18 protein-coding genes are annotated in these 17,584 nt (G+C 38.5%); 4 read left to right on the forward strand and 14 right to left on the reverse strand.

Annotated features, from left to right (window positions below; translation table 11 throughout):
- Nucleotides 1-34: 34 nt before the first annotated feature.
- The 8 genes from opp4C to ACH6EI_RS21000 all read right to left on the reverse strand — a co-directional run bounded on the left by opp4C (nt 35) and on the right by ACH6EI_RS21000 (nt 9,069).
- Nucleotides 35-949: an oligopeptide ABC transporter permease gene (gene opp4C, locus ACH6EI_RS20965; protein WP_013081753.1), complete on the reverse strand. Its 915-nt coding sequence runs from the start codon at nt 947-949 to the stop codon at nt 35-37.
- An 11-nt stretch (nt 950-960) separates the two neighbouring features.
- Nucleotides 961-1,926, reverse strand: a complete 966-nt coding sequence (gene opp4B / locus ACH6EI_RS20970) for an oligopeptide ABC transporter permease (RefSeq protein ID WP_013055410.1) — start codon at nt 1,924-1,926, stop codon at nt 961-963.
- Between the two features lie 28 nt (nt 1,927-1,954).
- Entirely contained in the window at nt 1,955-3,694 is a 1,740-nt protein-coding gene (gene opp4A / locus ACH6EI_RS20975) for an oligopeptide ABC transporter substrate-binding protein (protein ID WP_034267675.1), read from the reverse strand.
- 43 nt (nt 3,695-3,737) lie between these two features.
- Nucleotides 3,738-4,721 (reverse strand): ABC transporter ATP-binding protein, encoded by a 984-nt coding sequence (locus ACH6EI_RS20980; RefSeq protein WP_028412371.1) that lies wholly within the window; start codon nt 4,719-4,721, stop codon nt 3,738-3,740.
- Nucleotides 4,721-5,743 (reverse strand): ABC transporter ATP-binding protein, encoded by a 1,023-nt coding sequence (locus ACH6EI_RS20985; protein ID WP_028412372.1) that lies wholly within the window; start codon nt 5,741-5,743, stop codon nt 4,721-4,723. Before ACH6EI_RS20985 ends, ACH6EI_RS20980 begins: the two co-directional genes overlap by 1 nt.
- 226 nt (nt 5,744-5,969) lie before the next feature.
- The gene (locus tag ACH6EI_RS20990; RefSeq protein WP_016763040.1) at nt 5,970-6,743 is read right to left on the reverse strand and encodes a DUF2268 domain-containing putative Zn-dependent protease; all 774 of its coding nucleotides are present in this window, start codon (nt 6,741-6,743) and stop codon (nt 5,970-5,972) included.
- Between the two features lie 106 nt (nt 6,744-6,849).
- Nucleotides 6,850-8,091: a beta-ketoacyl-ACP synthase II gene (gene fabF, locus ACH6EI_RS20995; protein ID WP_028412374.1), complete on the reverse strand. Its 1,242-nt coding sequence runs from the start codon at nt 8,089-8,091 to the stop codon at nt 6,850-6,852.
- Nucleotides 8,092-8,130: 39 nt separating this feature from the next.
- Complete coding sequence (locus ACH6EI_RS21000) at nt 8,131-9,069, reverse strand: beta-ketoacyl-ACP synthase III (RefSeq protein ID WP_013081747.1); 939 nt, start codon at nt 9,067-9,069, stop codon at nt 8,131-8,133.
- Nucleotides 9,070-9,325: 256 nt separating this feature from the next.
- Between ACH6EI_RS21000 and ACH6EI_RS21005 the strand changes: the two genes are divergently transcribed.
- The gene (locus ACH6EI_RS21005; protein ID WP_028412375.1) at nt 9,326-9,526 is read left to right on the forward strand and encodes a hypothetical protein; all 201 of its coding nucleotides are present in this window, start codon (nt 9,326-9,328) and stop codon (nt 9,524-9,526) included.
- A gap of 28 nt (nt 9,527-9,554) precedes the next feature.
- Here ACH6EI_RS21005 and ACH6EI_RS21010 read toward each other — a convergent pair whose 3' ends face one another.
- The 3 genes from ACH6EI_RS21010 to ACH6EI_RS21020 form a co-directional block, all read right to left on the reverse strand.
- The gene (locus tag ACH6EI_RS21010; RefSeq protein ID WP_013081746.1) at nt 9,555-9,749 is read right to left on the reverse strand and encodes a ComZ family protein; all 195 of its coding nucleotides are present in this window, start codon (nt 9,747-9,749) and stop codon (nt 9,555-9,557) included.
- Nucleotides 9,750-9,825: 76 nt separating this feature from the next.
- Nucleotides 9,826-10,710, reverse strand: coding sequence for an NAD-dependent epimerase/dehydratase family protein (locus ACH6EI_RS21015; RefSeq protein WP_028412376.1), 885 nt, complete (start codon nt 10,708-10,710; stop codon nt 9,826-9,828).
- A 181-nt stretch (nt 10,711-10,891) separates the two neighbouring features.
- Entirely contained in the window at nt 10,892-11,632 is a 741-nt protein-coding gene (locus ACH6EI_RS21020) for a hypothetical protein (RefSeq protein ID WP_013055401.1), read from the reverse strand.
- A gap of 209 nt (nt 11,633-11,841) precedes the next feature.
- On the opposite strand from ACH6EI_RS21020, the gene ACH6EI_RS21025 reads away from it, so the two are divergent.
- Together ACH6EI_RS21025 and ACH6EI_RS21030 are read left to right on the forward strand one after the other, a co-directional pair.
- Nucleotides 11,842-12,030 (forward strand): YjzD family protein, encoded by a 189-nt coding sequence (locus ACH6EI_RS21025; RefSeq protein WP_028412377.1) that lies wholly within the window; start codon nt 11,842-11,844, stop codon nt 12,028-12,030.
- 203 nt (nt 12,031-12,233) lie between these two features.
- Nucleotides 12,234-13,118: an NAD(P)-dependent oxidoreductase gene (locus ACH6EI_RS21030; RefSeq protein ID WP_033578041.1), complete on the forward strand. Its 885-nt coding sequence runs from the start codon at nt 12,234-12,236 to the stop codon at nt 13,116-13,118.
- Between the two features lie 42 nt (nt 13,119-13,160).
- Here ACH6EI_RS21030 and galT read toward each other — a convergent pair whose 3' ends face one another.
- On the reverse strand, nt 13,161-14,684 hold the full coding sequence (galT, locus tag ACH6EI_RS21035) for a UDP-glucose--hexose-1-phosphate uridylyltransferase (protein ID WP_033578040.1): 1,524 nt from the start codon (nt 14,682-14,684) through the stop codon (nt 13,161-13,163).
- Nucleotides 14,685-14,714: 30 nt separating this feature from the next.
- Nucleotides 14,715-15,893 (reverse strand): galactokinase, encoded by a 1,179-nt coding sequence (locus ACH6EI_RS21040; RefSeq protein WP_098113541.1) that lies wholly within the window; start codon nt 15,891-15,893, stop codon nt 14,715-14,717.
- Nucleotides 15,894-16,231: 338 nt separating this feature from the next.
- On the opposite strand from ACH6EI_RS21040, the gene ACH6EI_RS21045 reads away from it, so the two are divergent.
- Nucleotides 16,232-17,125, forward strand: coding sequence for a helix-turn-helix domain-containing protein (locus ACH6EI_RS21045; protein WP_013081740.1), 894 nt, complete (start codon nt 16,232-16,234; stop codon nt 17,123-17,125).
- A gap of 28 nt (nt 17,126-17,153) precedes the next feature.
- Here ACH6EI_RS21045 and ACH6EI_RS21050 read toward each other — a convergent pair whose 3' ends face one another.
- Nucleotides 17,154-17,405 (reverse strand): hypothetical protein, encoded by a 252-nt coding sequence (locus tag ACH6EI_RS21050; protein WP_014461601.1) that lies wholly within the window; start codon nt 17,403-17,405, stop codon nt 17,154-17,156.
- Between the last annotated feature and the right edge of the window lie 179 nt (nt 17,406-17,584).

A 17,584-nucleotide genomic window follows, 5' to 3' on the forward strand; every position in this document is an offset into this window, starting at 1 on the left:
CTAAAAAAATCTATCACACTTTTGTGATAGATTTTTAACGAAGAGATTTTGGATTTAAAGCATCTTTTAATCCTTCACCAATGAAGTTGATAGCCAGGATCGTAAATGTAATAGCTAAACCTGGCGGAACCCACATCCAAGGCTTATTCTGCAGCACATCTGATTCCCTTGCTTCTGTCAGCATATTCCCCCAGCTCGGCGTATCAGCCGGCACGCCAAAACCGATAAAGCTAATCGCTGACTCAAACACGATAAGGATGGCCATCTGCAAACTGGCTTGAACCACAATCGTTGAAAACACATTTGGCAGCAAATGTTTGAAGATGATTTTAAACGGGCTGCACCCAATGGAAACAGCTGAAAGCACATATTCATTTTCTTTTTCAGCCAAGACTTTGCTTCGCACCAGCCGGGCCGTACTTCCCCAGCTTAGGAAGCTAACAACTAGGATGAGCGTCCAAACGCCTGAGATTTTTCCAATTAGAATTGTATTTAACACTACAACAAAAACAATGAGCGGAAAGTTTAAGACAAAGTCTGTAAAACGCATTAAGAATTGGTCCACTTTGCCTCCGTAATAACCCGCAATCGAACCAATAAGAGTTCCGATTAAAATAACGAGTGTTGTACAAGCAACTCCAATCAGTAACGAAGTTCTTCCTCCATACAATGTACGTGCAAATACGTCTCGACCATTTGTATCCGTTCCAAACCAATGCTCACTGGAAGGCGCTGCATTCATCGCCATATAGTCGATACGTGTAATATCTGCTTTTGTAAGCAGCGGTGCAAAAATGGCAAGAAGCGTAATCACAATCATGAAAGCTAAACTTATCATGGCTAGTTTATTTTTTACAAACTTCTTTCGCGCAATCGCCCATGGAGAAAGGTTTTTAGGAGCTTTCATATTCACTTCTGGCTGTACATCTTTTTTCGTTACAATTTCCATACTTTCTCCTCCTAATCCAAACGAATACGCGGATCTGCTACGCCGTATAACAAATCAGCAACCAGATTCCCAACCAATGTTAAAATTGAAAACAGCATTGTAAGCGACATCATAACTGAGTAGTCACGAGTTGCTACAGAGTCAACAAACAACTTTCCGATTCCTGGATACGTAAAGATTGTCTCTGTAATGATAGAACCGCTAATGATTGTTACAAGATCAAACCCTAAAAACGTAATAAGCGGAATCATTGAGTTGCGTAAGATATGAACATTATAAATTTTAGATTCTTTTGTTCCTTTTGCTCTGGCTGTGCGCACAAAATCTTTGCGACTGTTTTCAATAATATCATTACGCAAAAATTGGGTATACTGCGCGGTCGACATCAAGCCAAGAATCAGTGCAGGTAATATAACGTGATGAATTCTACTTTGAATAAATTCCCATGATCCCTCTTTTAATCCTACTTCAACAGAACCGCTAAACGGAAACCAGCCTAACTGAAAGGAAAATAAATAAATGCCTACGATCCCTGCGATAAACGATGGAACCGCTAATGCAAAGTAATTATATCCTGCAATAAAGTTATCTGCTAAGGTATACGGTTTTCTTCCTGCATACATACCTAAAATAAATGCAAACACATACGTAATCAAAAGCGAAGTCAAAGCTAAAAAGATCGTATTAGGCATACGCTCTAAAATAATATCTAATGTCGGTAACTTATGAGTTGTTGACTTTCCTAAATCTCCTTGTGCCACTCCCTTTACCCAGTTCCAATATTGAACGTAGATAGGATCGTTATATCCTAGCTTATCACGCATTTCCTCAATGTATTTTGGATCTGTATTACTGGGGTTGATTTCTCCCCCAAAAGGGTCCCCTGGCATCATTTTTGCCAGGGAAAACACAACAAAGGAGATCAGAATCAACATTGGAATCATCCCTAAAATACGTCTTAGTGAGTATTGCAGCATCGTTGACTCTCCTTTACATATAAAATACTTATTCCGTTACAGACCATTTCTCCGGATCTACAACTACCGTTGATGGATCTAGAGTTACGTTTTTCACACGCTTATTCACAGCATAAATATTGATATTTTCCCATAAAGGAAGTGCTGGCAGCTGCTCGTTAAAGAATTTTTGCCATTTTACATATACATCTTTACGGTGTTTATCATCAAATGATTTTTCACTCAAACCGTCTTTAAGCATTTCATCAGATTCCTTATTTACCCAACGGCCATAGTTCCATTCAGCATTAGAGCTCCATAATCCTGTAGGATCTGGATCTGAACCAGTGTCCCAAGAACCGAAGAACGCTTCTAACGCCTTATCGTCGTTATCTTTCATTTCATTGTACAAGTTAAATTCAACAAGTGAACCCGTTGCTAATTTTGTTTTAATACCAATATCATTCCATGCTTGCATAATAGCCTTCGCACGACCCTCGAAGTTGGCTGGACCAGCATAGTGACCAAATGAGATCGTAAATGGTTTTCCGTTTGGATCTTCTACAAAACCGTCATTATTCTTATCTTTATAACCAGCTTCAGCTAACAATTTCTTAGCTTTTTCTGGACTATACTTGTACTTTGTTAAATCTTTTTGGTCAGCAGCAATCCAGAATACAGAGGGAATAACTGTGTTAGAAACAACCGCTTTGTCGTTCATAAATGCTTTTACCATTGCTTTTCTATCTATTGCGTAAAGCAATGCTTGACGAAGTTTTAGATCTTTGAACTTATCATAATCATCTACGTTTTTACCAGCGTTTTTATCACGATGTCCAAATCGTAGACCAATATACGAATAACTAGTTGATTTCCCTTCCAAAAAGTCTAAGTTTTCTGCTTTTTCAACTTGCCCTAAATCAGCTGGGCGAACATCCATAATGTCGACATCGCCTTTTTTCAATGCTCCGGCGGAAACAGATGGATCCAGTACTTTTACAACAACGCCATCAAGATGAGGCTTACCTTTCCAATAGTCATCATTGCGTTCCATCTGAACATATTCACTTGCTACCACTTTTTTCACTTTAAATGGTCCAACACCAATAGGCTCTTTACGAACTTGTTTGGACTCTGCAAGATCTTTTACAGCAATTCCTTCATAGTACTTTTTCGGCATTGGATACGGCCATAGATTGTCTAAGTTATTTACACGAACTTCTTTAAACGTTACTTTAAATGTTTGCGGATCTACCACTTCAACTCCGGAAATAGAATCCGCTTTGCCGTCATGATATTCTTGAGCGCCTTTAATATGCTCAACGTTTACATAGCGTGGACCTGTATAGTCTTTATCAGCAATCGTTTCATACGTATATTTAAAATCATCTGCAGTTAATGGATCTCCGTTATGCCACTTAATCCCCTTTTTTAATTTAAACGTGTAAGTTAGTTTATCACCACTCACGTCCCAAGTAGCTAAGTCAGATTTAATTTTTAATTTCTTATCATAAGTAAAAAGACCTTCATTGATAAATTCTAAGATTTGGCTATCATACGCACTACCATACAATGCGTACTCAAAAAGCCCTTCCGGCGCTCCGTCAATCCCATACGTAATCGTTCCGCCATCTTTTGGCTTGTCTGTTTTTGCACCTTCAGTTTTTGCTTCTCCGCCTTCTTTATTACTAGAAGATGAAGAACTGCTTCCACCGCTGCATGCCGCTAGAAAAAGCGATAGCACAAGCAAAATGGAAACAAGTGATAAAAACGATTTCTTTTTCATCATGACGTTCCCCCTATTTAACTAATAATCTGTTCGTATGTAGCTTTTACGAGTTATATAAATGGCAAGCTACTTGATGGCCAGGTCTCACCTCCTTTAAGGCAGGTTTCGTTTGGCTGCACTCTGCCATGGCATGTATACAGCGAGGATGAAACGCACAGCCTTTTGGCGGATCAATTGGACTTGGCACATCTCCCTGTAAAATAATGCGCTGTTTTTTCTTTCGTGGATCTGGTTCAGGTATAGCCGATACAAGCGCTTGCGTATAAGGGTGCAATGGCTCTGCGTATAGGCTTTTCTTATCAGCAATTTCTACTAAACCGCCTAGGTACATAACACCGATACGGTCACTCATATGTTTAACAACACTCAAATCATGGGCAATAAATAAAAAGGTTAGGTCGAATTCTTGTTGAAGTTCTTTAAGAAGGTTTAAAACTTGTGATTGGACAGAAACGTCAAGTGCCGACACCGGTTCATCAGCAATAATAAGTTTTGGACGAAGTGCAAGTGCACGTGCAATTCCAATACGCTGACGCTGCCCACCGGAAAATTCGTGAGGATATTTATAGTATGCATCTTCCGGTAACCCTACTTTTGTAAGTAGATTCATAACTTCTGATTTTAATTGATTGGTTGATTTTCCTGTAAAATTCCGAATTGGTTCAGAAATAACATCTCCAACCATTTGCATTGGATTGAGGGAAGCATAGGGATCTTGAAAAACCATTTGGAAATCTTGTCTAATTTTACGGAGAGAAGTTCCTCTTGCTTCTGTGATATCTTTACCATCGAAAATAATTTTTCCGCTAGTTGGTTCCAACAGTCTTAGAATCGTCCTTCCTGCCGTGGATTTTCCACAGCCAGATTCTCCTACCAGACCGAGCGTTTCTCCTTTTCGAATCGCAAAGGAAATACCGTCAACTGCTTTTACATCACCAATTTTCTTTCGAAAAAATCCCCCGTGAATAGGATAATAGGTTTTTAAATGCTGAACTTCTAGCAATACATCTTTCACTGCTTTAGTCATTAGCTTGTCTTCACTCCTTTTGACGGATAGCTGTTTTCATACAGCAGACATGCGACGTCATGCCCCTGTGAATCCTCGCGAAGAACAGGCGTAACGGAACTGCAGTCTTCCATTGCATGAGGACATCGGTTAACGAAACGACAGCCTGTCCTCGGCATGTTTACAAGAGAAGGCACAATTCCTTTGATCGTATTTAATACTTCTACATCATCTTCCATGCGTGGAATTGAGTGAAGAAGCGCTTTCGTGTACGGATGTTTTGGGGCATAAAATAACGTATCAACATCTGTATGCTCAACAATTTTCCCGCCATACATGACAATCACTTCATCACACATCTCAGCAACGACTCCTAAATCATGAGTAATCATAATAATAGACATATCATTGCTTTCTTGAATTTCTTTTAACAATTCTAAAATTTGAGCTTGAACCGTAACATCCAGGGCGGTTGTCGGCTCATCCGCAATTAAAAGTTTAGGCTGACAAGCTACCGCCATGGCAATCATGACGCGCTGTCTCATTCCTCCCGATAGCTGATGCGGATATTCATCGATGAGCTTTTCGGATCTCGAAATACCAACGCTTTTTAAAAGCGCAATGCTTTTTTCACGCGCTTCCGCTTTCGATATATTCATATGGTTAAACAATACTTCCTGCAGCTGATACCCAATGGTTAAAACAGGATTGAGAGATGTCATCGGTTCTTGGAAAATCATTGAGATGTCTTTTCCCCGAACATCATTCATCTCATCTTCTGATAAGTGCGTAAGATTCTTTCCGTTAAATACAACGCTTCCGCTTCTAATTTGACTATTTACTTTAGGTAATAGCCCAATAACGGATAAAGACAATACGCTTTTTCCACAGCCAGATTCTCCTACAACTCCTACAATTCGCTTTCGTCCGACTTGAAACGACACGTCGTCCACAGCATTATGCCAGGAATCATTAATGGAAAAAGCAGTTTGTAAATTTTTCACTTCTAGTAAAGGTGTTGATTCGACGGGCTTTTTATCCATTTATAGTGCACACCTCATTTTTCTAAAAATTGTTATATTTGAATAAGATATTATTACAATTTCATTACAAAATCAATATATTTTGAAAATTAATTATATTTTTTATTTTTAAAATAATGATTTTTGAATATCTCTTCAGCACTTTAACGCATAAACCTCCTAATTTTTTGTTGAAAACAGGATAAATTTTACTATTTTTTGTTTTAGGTATATAGAACTTATTTTTTTACAGTTGGAACGCAGATTTTTTTAAGATAGTATTGGTACTAAGAGGAAGCAGCTGGGTAGTAGTTAAAGTGTGAGGCTTCATACATGAAGTAACAAGATGATAACCGATATTGTAGCCCATCATTTCTGGATACCAATTTTGGCCGAATAACAGTTGATCATATTTTTTTTCGTCAGCGCGCAGATTGTAATAAGGTTTAACATGCTTTTCCCACATTTTTTTAGCTTCTTCAATGGTATAATAATTTGTCCAAGGGGCTAAATATTTTTTACCACAATATTCCTCCACTGCTCTTTCAGCTAACCCTTCCATCATCATAGCGTCTAACAAAGTAATCGTTTCATCAGATTTGTTAATGGCTTTTAGCCTGCAAACGTGATGATATTCATGGGTAAGCACCGCTAACATTTCTTCATCGGATGTATGACTTGTCATAAACACAAATAATTTATCGGTAAAAGCGACACCTGCTCTTCCGTTAAATTCACGCTGCATTTTTCGATTTCGAGGATTGCTTGGAAGCACTAGCACCGCTACATCCGGCCCATTCCATGCTTTTTTAAGCTTTTCATAATGTGCTTTTACTTTCTTCCAAACCTGCCTTTTCTTCATTTCTTCTAATTCTTTTATAAACATTAAAGAAGGCGGACACATTCCATAGTTAAAAAGTAATTCCATATATTCTTTTTCTTTTAATTTCTTAAAATAGCGCGCAAGATAACGGCTTATTTCTTTCGGCTCCGTCCAAGTAGAAGTTGAAACAATCGGCATGTTTTCCCCTCTCTTTCTTCATCCTTTTGCTTCATGATATGTTCACAGCTACTCTTTTGGTTATTAAAAATAAAAAAAATTCTAGGCGTCAGCCTAGAATTTTTCATTATGCTTCGTATTTTTTAAAGATGATTGTTGCATTGTGACCGCCAAATCCAAGTGAGTTGCTTAGCACCGCTTTTACTTCTTGCTTACGCGCTTTGTTTGGAATGTAGTCTAAATCGCACTCTTCATCGGGTGTTTGATAGTTAATTGTTGGAGGAAGAATACCGTCTTGAATTGCTTTCACACTAAAAATAGCTTCTACTCCACCAGCAGCTCCTAGCAAGTGGCCAGTCATTGACTTTGTTGAACTAATTGCTACTTTTTGAGCGTGGTCACCAAATACTTCTTTAATAGCCATCGTTTCAAATTTATCGTTGTACCCTGTACTTGTACCGTGAGCATTGATGTAATCAATATCACTTGGCTGTAGACCTGCATCTTCAATCGCATGACGCATTGCACGAACGCCGCCTTCTCCTCCTGGAGCTGGCGCTGTGATATGATGAGCATCTCCTGTTGAACCATAGCCCACAATTTCAGCATAAATACGTGCGCCGCGTGCTAATGCATGTTCAAGCTCTTCAAGCACAATAACACCCGCACCTTCTCCCATAACGAAGCCGTCGCGGTCTTTATCAAACGGACGAGATGCTGTTGCAGGATCTGGATTTGTAGAAAGTGCTTTATTCGCACAGAAACCAGCAATAGATAAACGCGTGATTGGTGCTTCCGTACCGCCCGTCACCATCACGTCTGCATCTCCGCGTTGAATGACTTTAAATGCATCACCAATAGAGTTTGTACCTGTTGCACACGCCGTTACCGTACAAGAGTTCACGCCTTTCGCCCCTAAAGCAATAGAAACTTGTCCTGTTGCCATATCAGGAATCATCATCGGAATAAAGAATGGACTTACACGGCGGGCACCTTTTTCTAATAACGTTGAATATTGATTTTCAAACGTTTCCATACCGCCAATTCCAGATCCAATCCAAACCCCGACGTTTGGAGCAATCTCTTCCGTAATAGTCAAATTCGCATCTTTAACAGCCGCCAATGCAGCTACCATCGCATATTGAGTAAAGCGATCCATCTTACGAGCCTCTTTGCGGTCAATAAAATCTTCCACGTTAAAATCTTTTACTTCAGCCGCTACTTTAGCAGGAAATTCATCTGCATCTAGTCTTGTTAAAGGACCAACGCCAGACACGCCTGCTACTGCGTTTTTCCAAGCTGTTTCTACGTCATTTCCAATTGGTGTAAGCCCACCAAGTCCTGTTACAACTACACGTTTTTTATTCATCGTACATTCATCTCCTTCAGTTGCTTTAAAAATGTAGTGTTATTTTCCCCATCTAATGGCAATAGCTCCCCATGTTAAGCCGCCTCCGAAGCCAACCATTACAATTAAATCATCGTCTTGAATTTTCCCTGCTTCAAGCTCATGAACAATTGAAATTGGAATCGATGCTGCTGATGTATTGCCGTAGTATTGGATTGTTTTAGACATTTTTTCTTCAGGCAAGTCTAATCGCTGTCTTGCAGCTTCCATAATACGAATATTCGCTTGATGAGGTACAAGAAAATCAACATCCTCTTTTGTTAAACCTGCTTTTTCAATTACATTAACAGCAGATTCCCCCATTTGTCGAACAGCAAACTTAAATACTTCACGTCCGTTCATGACAATATGATCAAGCTCGTTTTGATACAAGTGCTTGCCTCCTGTACCGTCGGATCCTAGTTCAAAGGATAAAATACCTCGTCCTTCTGACACAGGTCCCATTACAACTGCACCTGCTCCGTCTCCGAATAAAACAGCCGTGTTACGGTCGTCCCAATCTGTAATCTTAGAAAGCTTTTCTACACCGACCACTAATATATGCTTGTAAGCATTAGTTTCAATAAATTGCTTAGCTGTAATCATGCCGTACATAAATCCTGCACATGCTGCACTCACATCGTAAGAAGCTGCTTTTTTTGCTCCCAATTTTTCTTGCAGCATACATGATACTGTAGGAAACGGTTGATCTGGCGTTACCGTAGCAACAATGATCATGTCAATATCTTCTGCCTCGACGTTAGCTTTATGTAAAGCTTCAACTGCTGCTTTATAAGCTAAATCAGATGTGTCCTCGTTATCGGCTGCAATTCGGCGCTCTTGAATACCTGTGCGCGTACGAATCCACTCATCTGATGTATCCATTACTTTTTCAAGATCTAAATTTGTTACAACTTTCTCTGGTACATAACGTCCAATTCCTAGAACACCAGCGTTCATATCAACCTCTCCTTTAAATAAAAGGCTTATATTCCTATAAAACCTATATCTGTCATTTCATTTACCGATTATATAATCAATTATTATGAGTTGGTACTAATTTTACTTCATTTTTTATTTTTTGTCTATATGGGTGTTCGTCCTACTCAGGTATCTATCATGCTACATATAGTAATCATACGGGTCCCTCTTACTCTAGTATGGGACATTAGGTAAGAACTTACCCACCATTAAAATAGTGAAAGGAATGAGTATCATGGCAAGAAGACAAAGAAATGAAGCTTTTTCTGATTTTATGTTTGGAGCTGGGCGCAGAAAATCAAGAGAAGAAAGAGAGCGAGAGGAGTGGGAAAGATTATTCAAACAAATCGATGAAATTGTACTCGCCGTTGAAGAACTAGCTCCTCTTCTTAAACAGTTTGCCCCTTTAGTCGATTTATTTTACAAACAAAAATAACAGCTCGGATTCTACCGAGCTGTTTTCTTTAGTTGTTTTCATTTTCAGCTAATGCATCTTGCTTGCCAAGCTCATAGGCGTCGTTCATTACTTTTGTCAGTAATGTCAATACCGGCTGTACGTGTTCCATTGATAACTCAACGCCTGTTTCATCTAAAATCTGCTTTGCTTCTGGCAAGTACTTCATTGCAATTTGCATGAATTGCATATTTTGCTCTTCCATAGTGAAATCTCCTTTATTAAAAACATTTATTCCTCCTTATATTAGCGAATCTATTCTATAAGTACAACTTTCTCCTTTAATGAAGAGGTAAAAAGAATGTTCTCATATGTTTTTTTTGCAGGTAAATGCCTTCTTTAGCCGTTACTTTGGAAGAAAAATGTAGCAGTTCTTTCGCTTTCCTGCTGATTTCATATTTTTCTTGAGCCGCTTCTTCCTTCACCTCCATATGAGTAATGTTTGCTCCAGCGCTCCAAGGCTGTAATTTTTCTTCAACTAAATGAACCACTTCATATGAATATGCACCAGTTTTACAGCGTCTGAGTGCACTGACGGCGTCTTCAATATAAATAATAAAATCCGTGCCTTCCATAATGGTAAAATCTTCCTCGTACCCGGCAATATTTTTAGAATAGCACATTGACAAAGGCTGCCAAGGTCCGTAAAGAGTGGGCGTTCTGACAATCATAATGGGCCATCCATCATCTTTATATTTTTCTATCATTCGCTCAAAATGAACGTATAGCCTTCCTTCACTACTGTCCGGTTCTGGAATCGTTGTTTCTTCAATCTTTCGCTGCTGGTCTCCAAATACGCGCATGGTAGAAACAAACACAAATCGAATGTTGAATTGACGGCATTTATTAAGTGCTTGAATGAGTACTTGCTGCGCTTTTTGCATTTCTTGTCTTAAAAAATCAGGATGATAAAAATCTCCTCCATCGAAATACGTGAAGTAGACAATATCCGTTTCTGAGGTAATCATATCTAATGAATCGCCTACTTCAGTCGATACATAATTAGCGTTTCGCCCTAAGAAAAATTTCATCTCTTCCTGCAAATCATCTTCTTCTTTATGAGCAGAATGTGTATATCCTTTTACTTCTGTACCTTCGTCTAAAAAAGTCATACATAAATGAAAACCAATAAAGCGGTTTGCCCCTATTACTACTACATTTCCCATATCGCTTCCTCCAATTCTTCATTCATCATTTATTAAACAAAAGCTTAAAGCCCTATAGTTATAGAGAGTACTCATTCCTTATTTCAAAGTAGTTCATCCCTAAAAACATCATGAACTCTCTTTTTCCTTTTATCTCTTATACAAAAAGCCCCTATGATATGTATAATCATAGAAGCTTTGCTTATAACACTTTTTCATGCTGTTTATAAAATTGGAGAAGGGACCGTTCAAATAAATAGTTTTTTTCAGGCAAATAAAGTGAAAGCATAATCGGAGAGTGAAGTTCTTCACGATGTAGTTCATATTTTTTACTGTGTGCAATTGGATAATGAGTAGAGGCATTAGGCGCGGTCCATATCTTCACGGGCAGCGTTGATTTTAATTCCGTAACGGAAGGGTACTCCTTAATTAGCTTTGATACTTGCTTCCGCTCCACTTTATAAGCTTGAGTCAAGTCCTTCGTGAATTGTTTATAAAAGAATTTATTGTTTTTTTCATGTTCTGCATGCGTATGAAGATCAATACACGGATTTAGTAAACCAGCTGATCGAATGAACGTATTCCCGTCATTTTCCATTAGCTGCAGCGCTAACAGAGCCCCCATTCCTTCAGCTAAAATATGAATTCGTTTATTTAAAATTTCTTGTTTCATTACTAAATGATAAAGTTGTTTTGCAAGGTGATATGCTTCAGGAGACCCCCAATGCCGGCCATATAAATTGGAATAAAATACTGTGTATCCTTCATCTTGTAAACATTGCAACAGCTGTGACCTTCCGCCGTGCTGAATCCATAAGCTAGTTGAACTTTCAACAAAATGATCTTTATCACCCAGTACTAACACACCGAAACCATTCGGTCGTTCAGGGACATGTACGACATTCCATTGCGTATCTAAGCTAAAAAAGCGTCGATGTATCATAGCTCTTCCTCCGTAACTTACTAGTTGTTCCATACAGTGTATGATAGAACCATAAAAAAGCGCACTAGAATAATGCCTATTTCTGACTTATTGCTCTTTTGTTTCTGCATGGGAGCACGCCCCTTATTTATTCATAAAAAATTCAATTTCTTATTTGACTGCTATATGCTAAAATGAAATCAAACTGTACTGTAAACGAGGTGAATAGAATGCGTGTCGTAATGGCTTTTGTTTGGGGCTTTTTACTAATGAATATGGCAGTGTACGTAATCTCTGCAATGACGGGCGGTACTTACAGTTTCGCAACCGCTTCCATCCTTGGAGTAGTTTTCACGCTAGTTGTAATTTTGATTGGAGAACTGGGTGTACCGAATAAACCAGCAAATAATCAACACTAAAAAGTGTTGGCTGTAAAGCCAGCGCTTTTTTTATTTTTTGGCATAGGTTCTTCTCAGTACTTTCTTTCCTTACCTCGTATTCAAGACATAGGACTGAGAGTGCTTTTCTCTATCTATATATAGTCGGAATCATTGATTATCCCAAACTTTAACTATATAATTTTAGAATAATCAAACTATTAACTTTAGGAGTGAATACTGCTGTGACTAAAGAAAAAATTGGTTTTATCGGAACAGGCGTTATGGGTCAAAGCATGGCCGGGCATTTAATTGACGCAGGATATGAAGTCCTTGTTTATACACGAACAAAAACTCGTGCTCAAGCACTACTTGAAAAAGGGGCCAAATGGAAAGAAACCGTTCAAGAAGTGGCCGAACAATCTGATGTTATTATCACCATGGTAGGCTATCCTCACGATGTAAAAGAGATTTATTTGGGAAAAGACGGCATTATACATAATGCAAAGAAAGGCTGCTATACAATTGATATGACGACATCAAGCCCTATACTTGCTCGTGAGATTTATCAAGCAGCAAAAGAGAAGCACATTCATGCGCTTGACGCTCCTGTTTCAGGAGGAGATATTGGGGCTCAGAAAGCAACCTTAGCGATTATGGTAGGAGGCGATTCTGAAGCATTCTCTGCCGTTACGCCTATTCTTGAAAAAATGGGGACAAATATCGTTCTTCAAGGAAGCGCCGGTGCTGGTCAACATACAAAAATGTGCAATCAAATTGCTATTGCCTCTAATATGATGGGTGTCTGCGAAGCGATACTTTATGCTGAAAAAGCCGGATTAGATCCGAATACCGTTCTAAAAAGTATTGAAACAGGCGCAGCGGGAAGCTGGTCGTTAAGCAATTTAGCTCCTCGCATGATTAAAGGAGACTTCGAACCAGGCTTTTATATTAAACACTTCATTAAAGATATGAAGATTGCCATTGAATCAGCTGAAGAAATGGAGCTGTATACACCCGGGCTAAAATTAGCAAAATCGCTTTATGAACAGCTCGAAAAACAAGGCCAGGATAATAAAGGAACACAGGCTCTGTATACCCTTTTAAAACAGCATGCCCTAACTGTATAAAGACAGGCAGCTCATTACGAGCTGCCTGTTTTTATTAATGATTTACGCTTCATTTAACGAATTCATAAAACGACTGAATGCGAGCTGCCCTTCAGCAGTTTGTTTAAACACACCTGCATGCTCTAAAATAGTCGCAAAGATCAAACCGAGCTCTTGTTGAAGAATGCTTTGGACATTTTCCACTTCAATATGCGGATATTTTTTCTTGATGTGTTCAGCCCACTTCACGTGTTTTTTCACTTGATCATGCCTGCTGGCTACTTCACTCAGGTTATTCTGAACTAACCCTTTGGCCACTAGACTCATTTCGTCTTTCAAACGACCGGGTAAAACCGCAAGCCCCATTACTTCAATTAAACCTATGTTCTCTTTTTTGATATGATGAACTTCTGCATGCGGATGATAAATGCCATCTGGATGCTTGCTGTTTGTTCGATTGTTTCGCAGTACTAAATCTAATTCGTACAAATCCCCTCTTTTCCTAGCAATAGGCGTGACCGTATTGTGAGGAGTTTGATCTGTAAAAGCTAAAATACCAGCACTTTGATCACTATATGATTTCCATTTCTTCAAAATGAAATCCGCTGCTTCCACTAATGGTGCAAGGTGCGAACTTTGAAGACGAACGACCGACATTGGCCAATGAACAATTCCAGCTTTCACGTTTGGATGCGCTTCAAGAGAGAACAATTTATTTATTCTTGCTTTAGCCATAGGAAACTCATGATAGCCTCCTTGAAAGTGATCATGCGTTAAAATAGATCCTCCTACGATGGGTAAATCTGCATTTGACCCTAAAAAATAATGTGGGAATTGTTCAACGAAGGCAAGCAGCCGCTTAAACGTTTGCTTTGAAATATGCATAGGTGTATGCTCACTCGCAAAAACAATGGCATGTTCATTATAATAAACGTAAGGTGAAAACTGCATGTACCACAGCTCTTCCTGCAATTCCACAGGGATAATCCGGTGATTTTGGCGAGCTGGGTGGTTAATGCGGCCTGCATAGCCAGCATTTTCTTTACAGAGCAGGCATAGCGGGTAGTTGCTTTCTTTCAGTGATTTGCTTGCTGCAATTGCTTTTGGATCTTTTTCCGGCTTAGATAAGTTGATAGTAATTTCAAGTTCTCCAAAGTCAGTGTTTGTTACCCATCTTTCGTTTTTAGCAATTCGATCTCTGCGAATATAGTGAATGTCTTTTGACAGCTTATAATAATAGCTTGTGGCTTTTTGAGGGTTTTGCTGATAGTGATCGTAAAAGGTTCGATTAACCTCTGAAGGCATGCTTGCAAAGCATCCCATTATTTTGGTATCGAATAAATCTCTATATGTGATAGAATTATCGGCGATTCGATTGTTTTCGGCAGCCCAATCAAGCATGTTATCTAAAATAGCAGCTGGATGTTCCAAACGTTCTTCTTTAACTTCTACCGTAATACATTCGTCGAGTTCTAACACTTCCAGCAGTTTATTTCTCACCACATCTATATCCCATTTTGTTACTAGATTCTTTTGTAAACCATATTGAATAAGTCGGGTGATTTCTTCATGAATGTTGACTGACATACACTCGTTCCTTTCTCTATCTGTTTTCTCTTATACTGCTTCTAATGTGAGTTCACGCGCTCCTTCTCCAACCGTAACCACATAAAATTCAGCTTCTAAACTCGTTTGCTTATAATAAGCGTCTTTTACTTCTTCAATAAATCTATCAACCTGTGCTTTTTTTACGATACTGATTGTACAGCCGCCAAAGCCTGCACCCGTCATGCGTGATCCAATCACACCTTCTTGCAACCAGGCTGCTTCTACAAGAGCATCTAATTCTTTTCCACTTACTTCATAGTCATCTCGCAGCGAACAGTGCGACTCATTCATCAATTGACCAAATCCTTTTAAATCGCCGTTTTGCAATTTAGCAACCGCTTCTTTTGTGCGTTCATTTTCATATACCGCATGTTTAGCGCGCTTACAATCTACTTCTTTTTGTATTAAAGATTTGTGCTTTTCAAATTGTTCTTTCGTTAAATCACCAAGCGAATCAATGGAAAGTGAAGTTTGCAAATCTGATAGTGCTCTTTCACACTCCATACGGCGCTCATTATATTTTGAATCTGCCAGCCCTCTTCGCTTATTTGTGTTAGAAATAACGAGCACAGCATCTGTTAACTGCAGCGGGCTATACTGGTATTCAAGAGTCTGGCAGTTTAACAATACGGCTTGATTTTCTTTTCCCATTCCAATTGCAAACTGATCCATAATCCCGCAGCTTACGCCGATAAATTCATTTTCAGCTTGCTGCGCCATTTTTACAAGGTCCATCATATCAATATTCAATTCAAGAATTTTATTTAAAAGTACGCATGTGACTAACTCAATTGATGCCGACGATGAAAGCCCTGCTCCGTTAGGAATGTTGCCGAAAAACAAGATATCAAAACCAAAAGGAAGATCATATCCGTGCTTTTTAAAGGTGTCCATTACTCCTTTTGGATAATTAGCCCAATCATCCTCGGTTTTGTACGTTAATTGCTCTAAAGAGGATTCAATAACGCCTGCTTCAGAGAAGTTTTTAGAGTACATACGTATTTTTCGATCATGACGTTTTTGTACTACCGCATACGTTCCTATACTCAATGAACAAGGAAAAACATGCCCTCCATTATAATCAGTATGTTCTCCAATTAAATTGACACGCCCTGGTGCAAAAAAGCAGCGAATAGCTTCTGACGAATGAAATATTTGTTTGAACTCTTCGATTAATTTTTCCAGCATTTATTATCACCTATTTTAAGTAGTTTTTTGGAAACGGATTCATATGTACATTGTAAAGTCCAATTTTCCTTGCCTCAATGGTAAAATTCCTATCGATAATCGGTACTTTTTTGCTTATCACTTTAAAAATGATTCTTTTAAATTGATGATGAACTGCTCTTGCGCCAAAAAGGTGTTATCTTCATGGGAGCCTTGACTTGCAAATTATAAGAAAATAATAGATTTAGAGACATTCACTAAAAATAATCATGATATTTTCAAAAAATTATAGAAAAATGAAAGCGATTACGTTAAAGTAAGAATTAAGTACTACTTTATTTCAAAAAGAAGGTGAAAATTTGCTCTCACATTTCCAAGCTCAAGAATATTCAACGTACGCATACAGGTTTTTAGAATCCCGCACAAACGAAGTTGCGCAGCTCTGGTCGGTTGGATGGGATGAAGTTTTCTCGCCCCTTTATAACTGGAGCGGAAATCAGCGAAAAGATGTAGGAAAATATATTTTTCAATACACGGTTTCTGGGTACGGGATGATTGAAATAGATGGACAAGAATATAAAGTGGATGCTGGAAAAGCATTCATCGTCAATATACCTGGAAATTATCGCTATTACTTACCAAAGGAAAGTGAAAACTGGGAGTTTATTTTTCTTACATTATACGGAGATGAAGTACAAAAATGCTGGGATTATATTCAGTCAACCCACTCCCCTGTAATTCGATTTCACCCTGAATCAGCACCTGTTCAGCTGCTTGCTCAGATATATAAGAGGGCAAGTGAAAAACATATAGCAGATCCATTTCATGCCTCAAGCTTATCTTACCGCTTTGTAATGGAGCTGTATCAATATATTAAAAGCATGGACAGTTTTACAGAGGATTGGCCTGAAAGTATCATTAGCTCTATTTTATTTGCCCGCAATCATTATCATGAAGAAATCGGTCCGGATGAAATGGCAGATGCAGCTCATTTATCTCGCTATCATTTTAGCCGGTTATTCAAACAAACAACAGGGATTACGCCGATTCAATATTTAACGAAGCTTCGCATTCAAAAAGCGGCCGAGCTATTGCATCAAACCAAGTATTCAATCGAAGAAATTGCTGAAAACGTCGGCTATGCAAATGCCAATTATTTAACAAAAGTATTTCGTAAAACAACCAATATGACACCCGGGCAGTATCGAAAAAGTGATGCATCCATTGATGAACACTTTGCATTACCAAAATAAAAACGACTTCCATAAAAGGAAGTCGTTTTTATTTTTTATCGGGAATTTCTACTACCACAGAACCTTTTTCGTAAATAAAAGTCAATTTTTTACCCGGGATAATCATATTTTCTAAAATATCTCGTGCAGCTTGAAGTGCAAACTCTGTCCGTTCTGCCTTTTCCTGCACTTCTTCATTTTCAGCTTGAAGATCATTTTTATCCAGCGCTCTTATTTTAGTTAATGCCTGATCTATAAAATCGTATGCTTCGTCATATATAAGCTCTATACGGTCCTTCATGTGCTCATTCATGCTCCTTTGCCCATTTTGTATTATCATAAATGAATTAGATATATTCTACAACCTAAAACTGAATAAGTTTTTACGCTTAGCTCTCACGTATTTTTTTTATTTATTTTAAAAGGGATGCTGCTCTTAATAGCAAAAAAAGACCATTCAAATTATCATGAATGGCCTTT

Origin of the sequence: Priestia sp. JSM ZJ58, assembly GCF_044383985.1 — a bacterium.
Classification (GTDB): domain Bacteria; phylum Bacillota; class Bacilli; order Bacillales; family Bacillaceae_H; genus Priestia; species Priestia zanthoxyli.

What these genes read in the sequence shown, in the direction of transcription:
- opp4C (WP_013081753.1), bottom strand. Translation starts at nt 949, where the DNA reads ATGGAAATTGTAACGAAAAAAGATGTACAGCCAGAAGTGAATATGAAA.
- opp4B (WP_013055410.1), bottom strand. Translation starts at nt 1,926, where the DNA reads ATGCTGCAATACTCACTAAGACGTATTTTAGGGATGATTCCAATGTTG.
- opp4A (WP_034267675.1), bottom strand. Translation starts at nt 3,694, where the DNA reads ATGATGAAAAAGAAATCGTTTTTATCACTTGTTTCCATTTTGCTTGTG.
- ACH6EI_RS20980 (WP_028412371.1), bottom strand. Translation starts at nt 4,721, where the DNA reads ATGACTAAAGCAGTGAAAGATGTATTGCTAGAAGTTCAGCATTTAAAA.
- ACH6EI_RS20985 (WP_028412372.1), bottom strand. Translation starts at nt 5,743, where the DNA reads ATGGATAAAAAGCCCGTCGAATCAACACCTTTACTAGAAGTGAAAAAT.
- ACH6EI_RS20990 (WP_016763040.1), bottom strand. Translation starts at nt 6,743, where the DNA reads ATGCCGATTGTTTCAACTTCTACTTGGACGGAGCCGAAAGAAATAAGC.
- fabF (WP_028412374.1), bottom strand. Translation starts at nt 8,091, where the DNA reads ATGAATAAAAAACGTGTAGTTGTAACAGGACTTGGTGGGCTTACACCA.
- ACH6EI_RS21000 (WP_013081747.1), bottom strand. Translation starts at nt 9,069, where the DNA reads ATGAACGCTGGTGTTCTAGGAATTGGACGTTATGTACCAGAGAAAGTT.
- ACH6EI_RS21005 (WP_028412375.1), top strand. Translation starts at nt 9,326, where the DNA reads ATGGCAAGAAGACAAAGAAATGAAGCTTTTTCTGATTTTATGTTTGGA.
- ACH6EI_RS21010 (WP_013081746.1), bottom strand. Translation starts at nt 9,749, where the DNA reads ATGGAAGAGCAAAATATGCAATTCATGCAAATTGCAATGAAGTACTTG.
- ACH6EI_RS21015 (WP_028412376.1), bottom strand. Translation starts at nt 10,710, where the DNA reads ATGGGAAATGTAGTAGTAATAGGGGCAAACCGCTTTATTGGTTTTCAT.
- ACH6EI_RS21020 (WP_013055401.1), bottom strand. Translation starts at nt 11,632, where the DNA reads ATGATACATCGACGCTTTTTTAGCTTAGATACGCAATGGAATGTCGTA.
- ACH6EI_RS21025 (WP_028412377.1), top strand. Translation starts at nt 11,842, where the DNA reads ATGCGTGTCGTAATGGCTTTTGTTTGGGGCTTTTTACTAATGAATATG.
- galT (WP_033578040.1), bottom strand. Translation starts at nt 14,684, where the DNA reads ATGTCAGTCAACATTCATGAAGAAATCACCCGACTTATTCAATATGGT.
- ACH6EI_RS21040 (WP_098113541.1), bottom strand. Translation starts at nt 15,893, where the DNA reads ATGCTGGAAAAATTAATCGAAGAGTTCAAACAAATATTTCATTCGTCA.
- ACH6EI_RS21050 (WP_014461601.1), bottom strand. Translation starts at nt 17,405, where the DNA reads ATGAAGGACCGTATAGAGCTTATATATGACGAAGCATACGATTTTATA.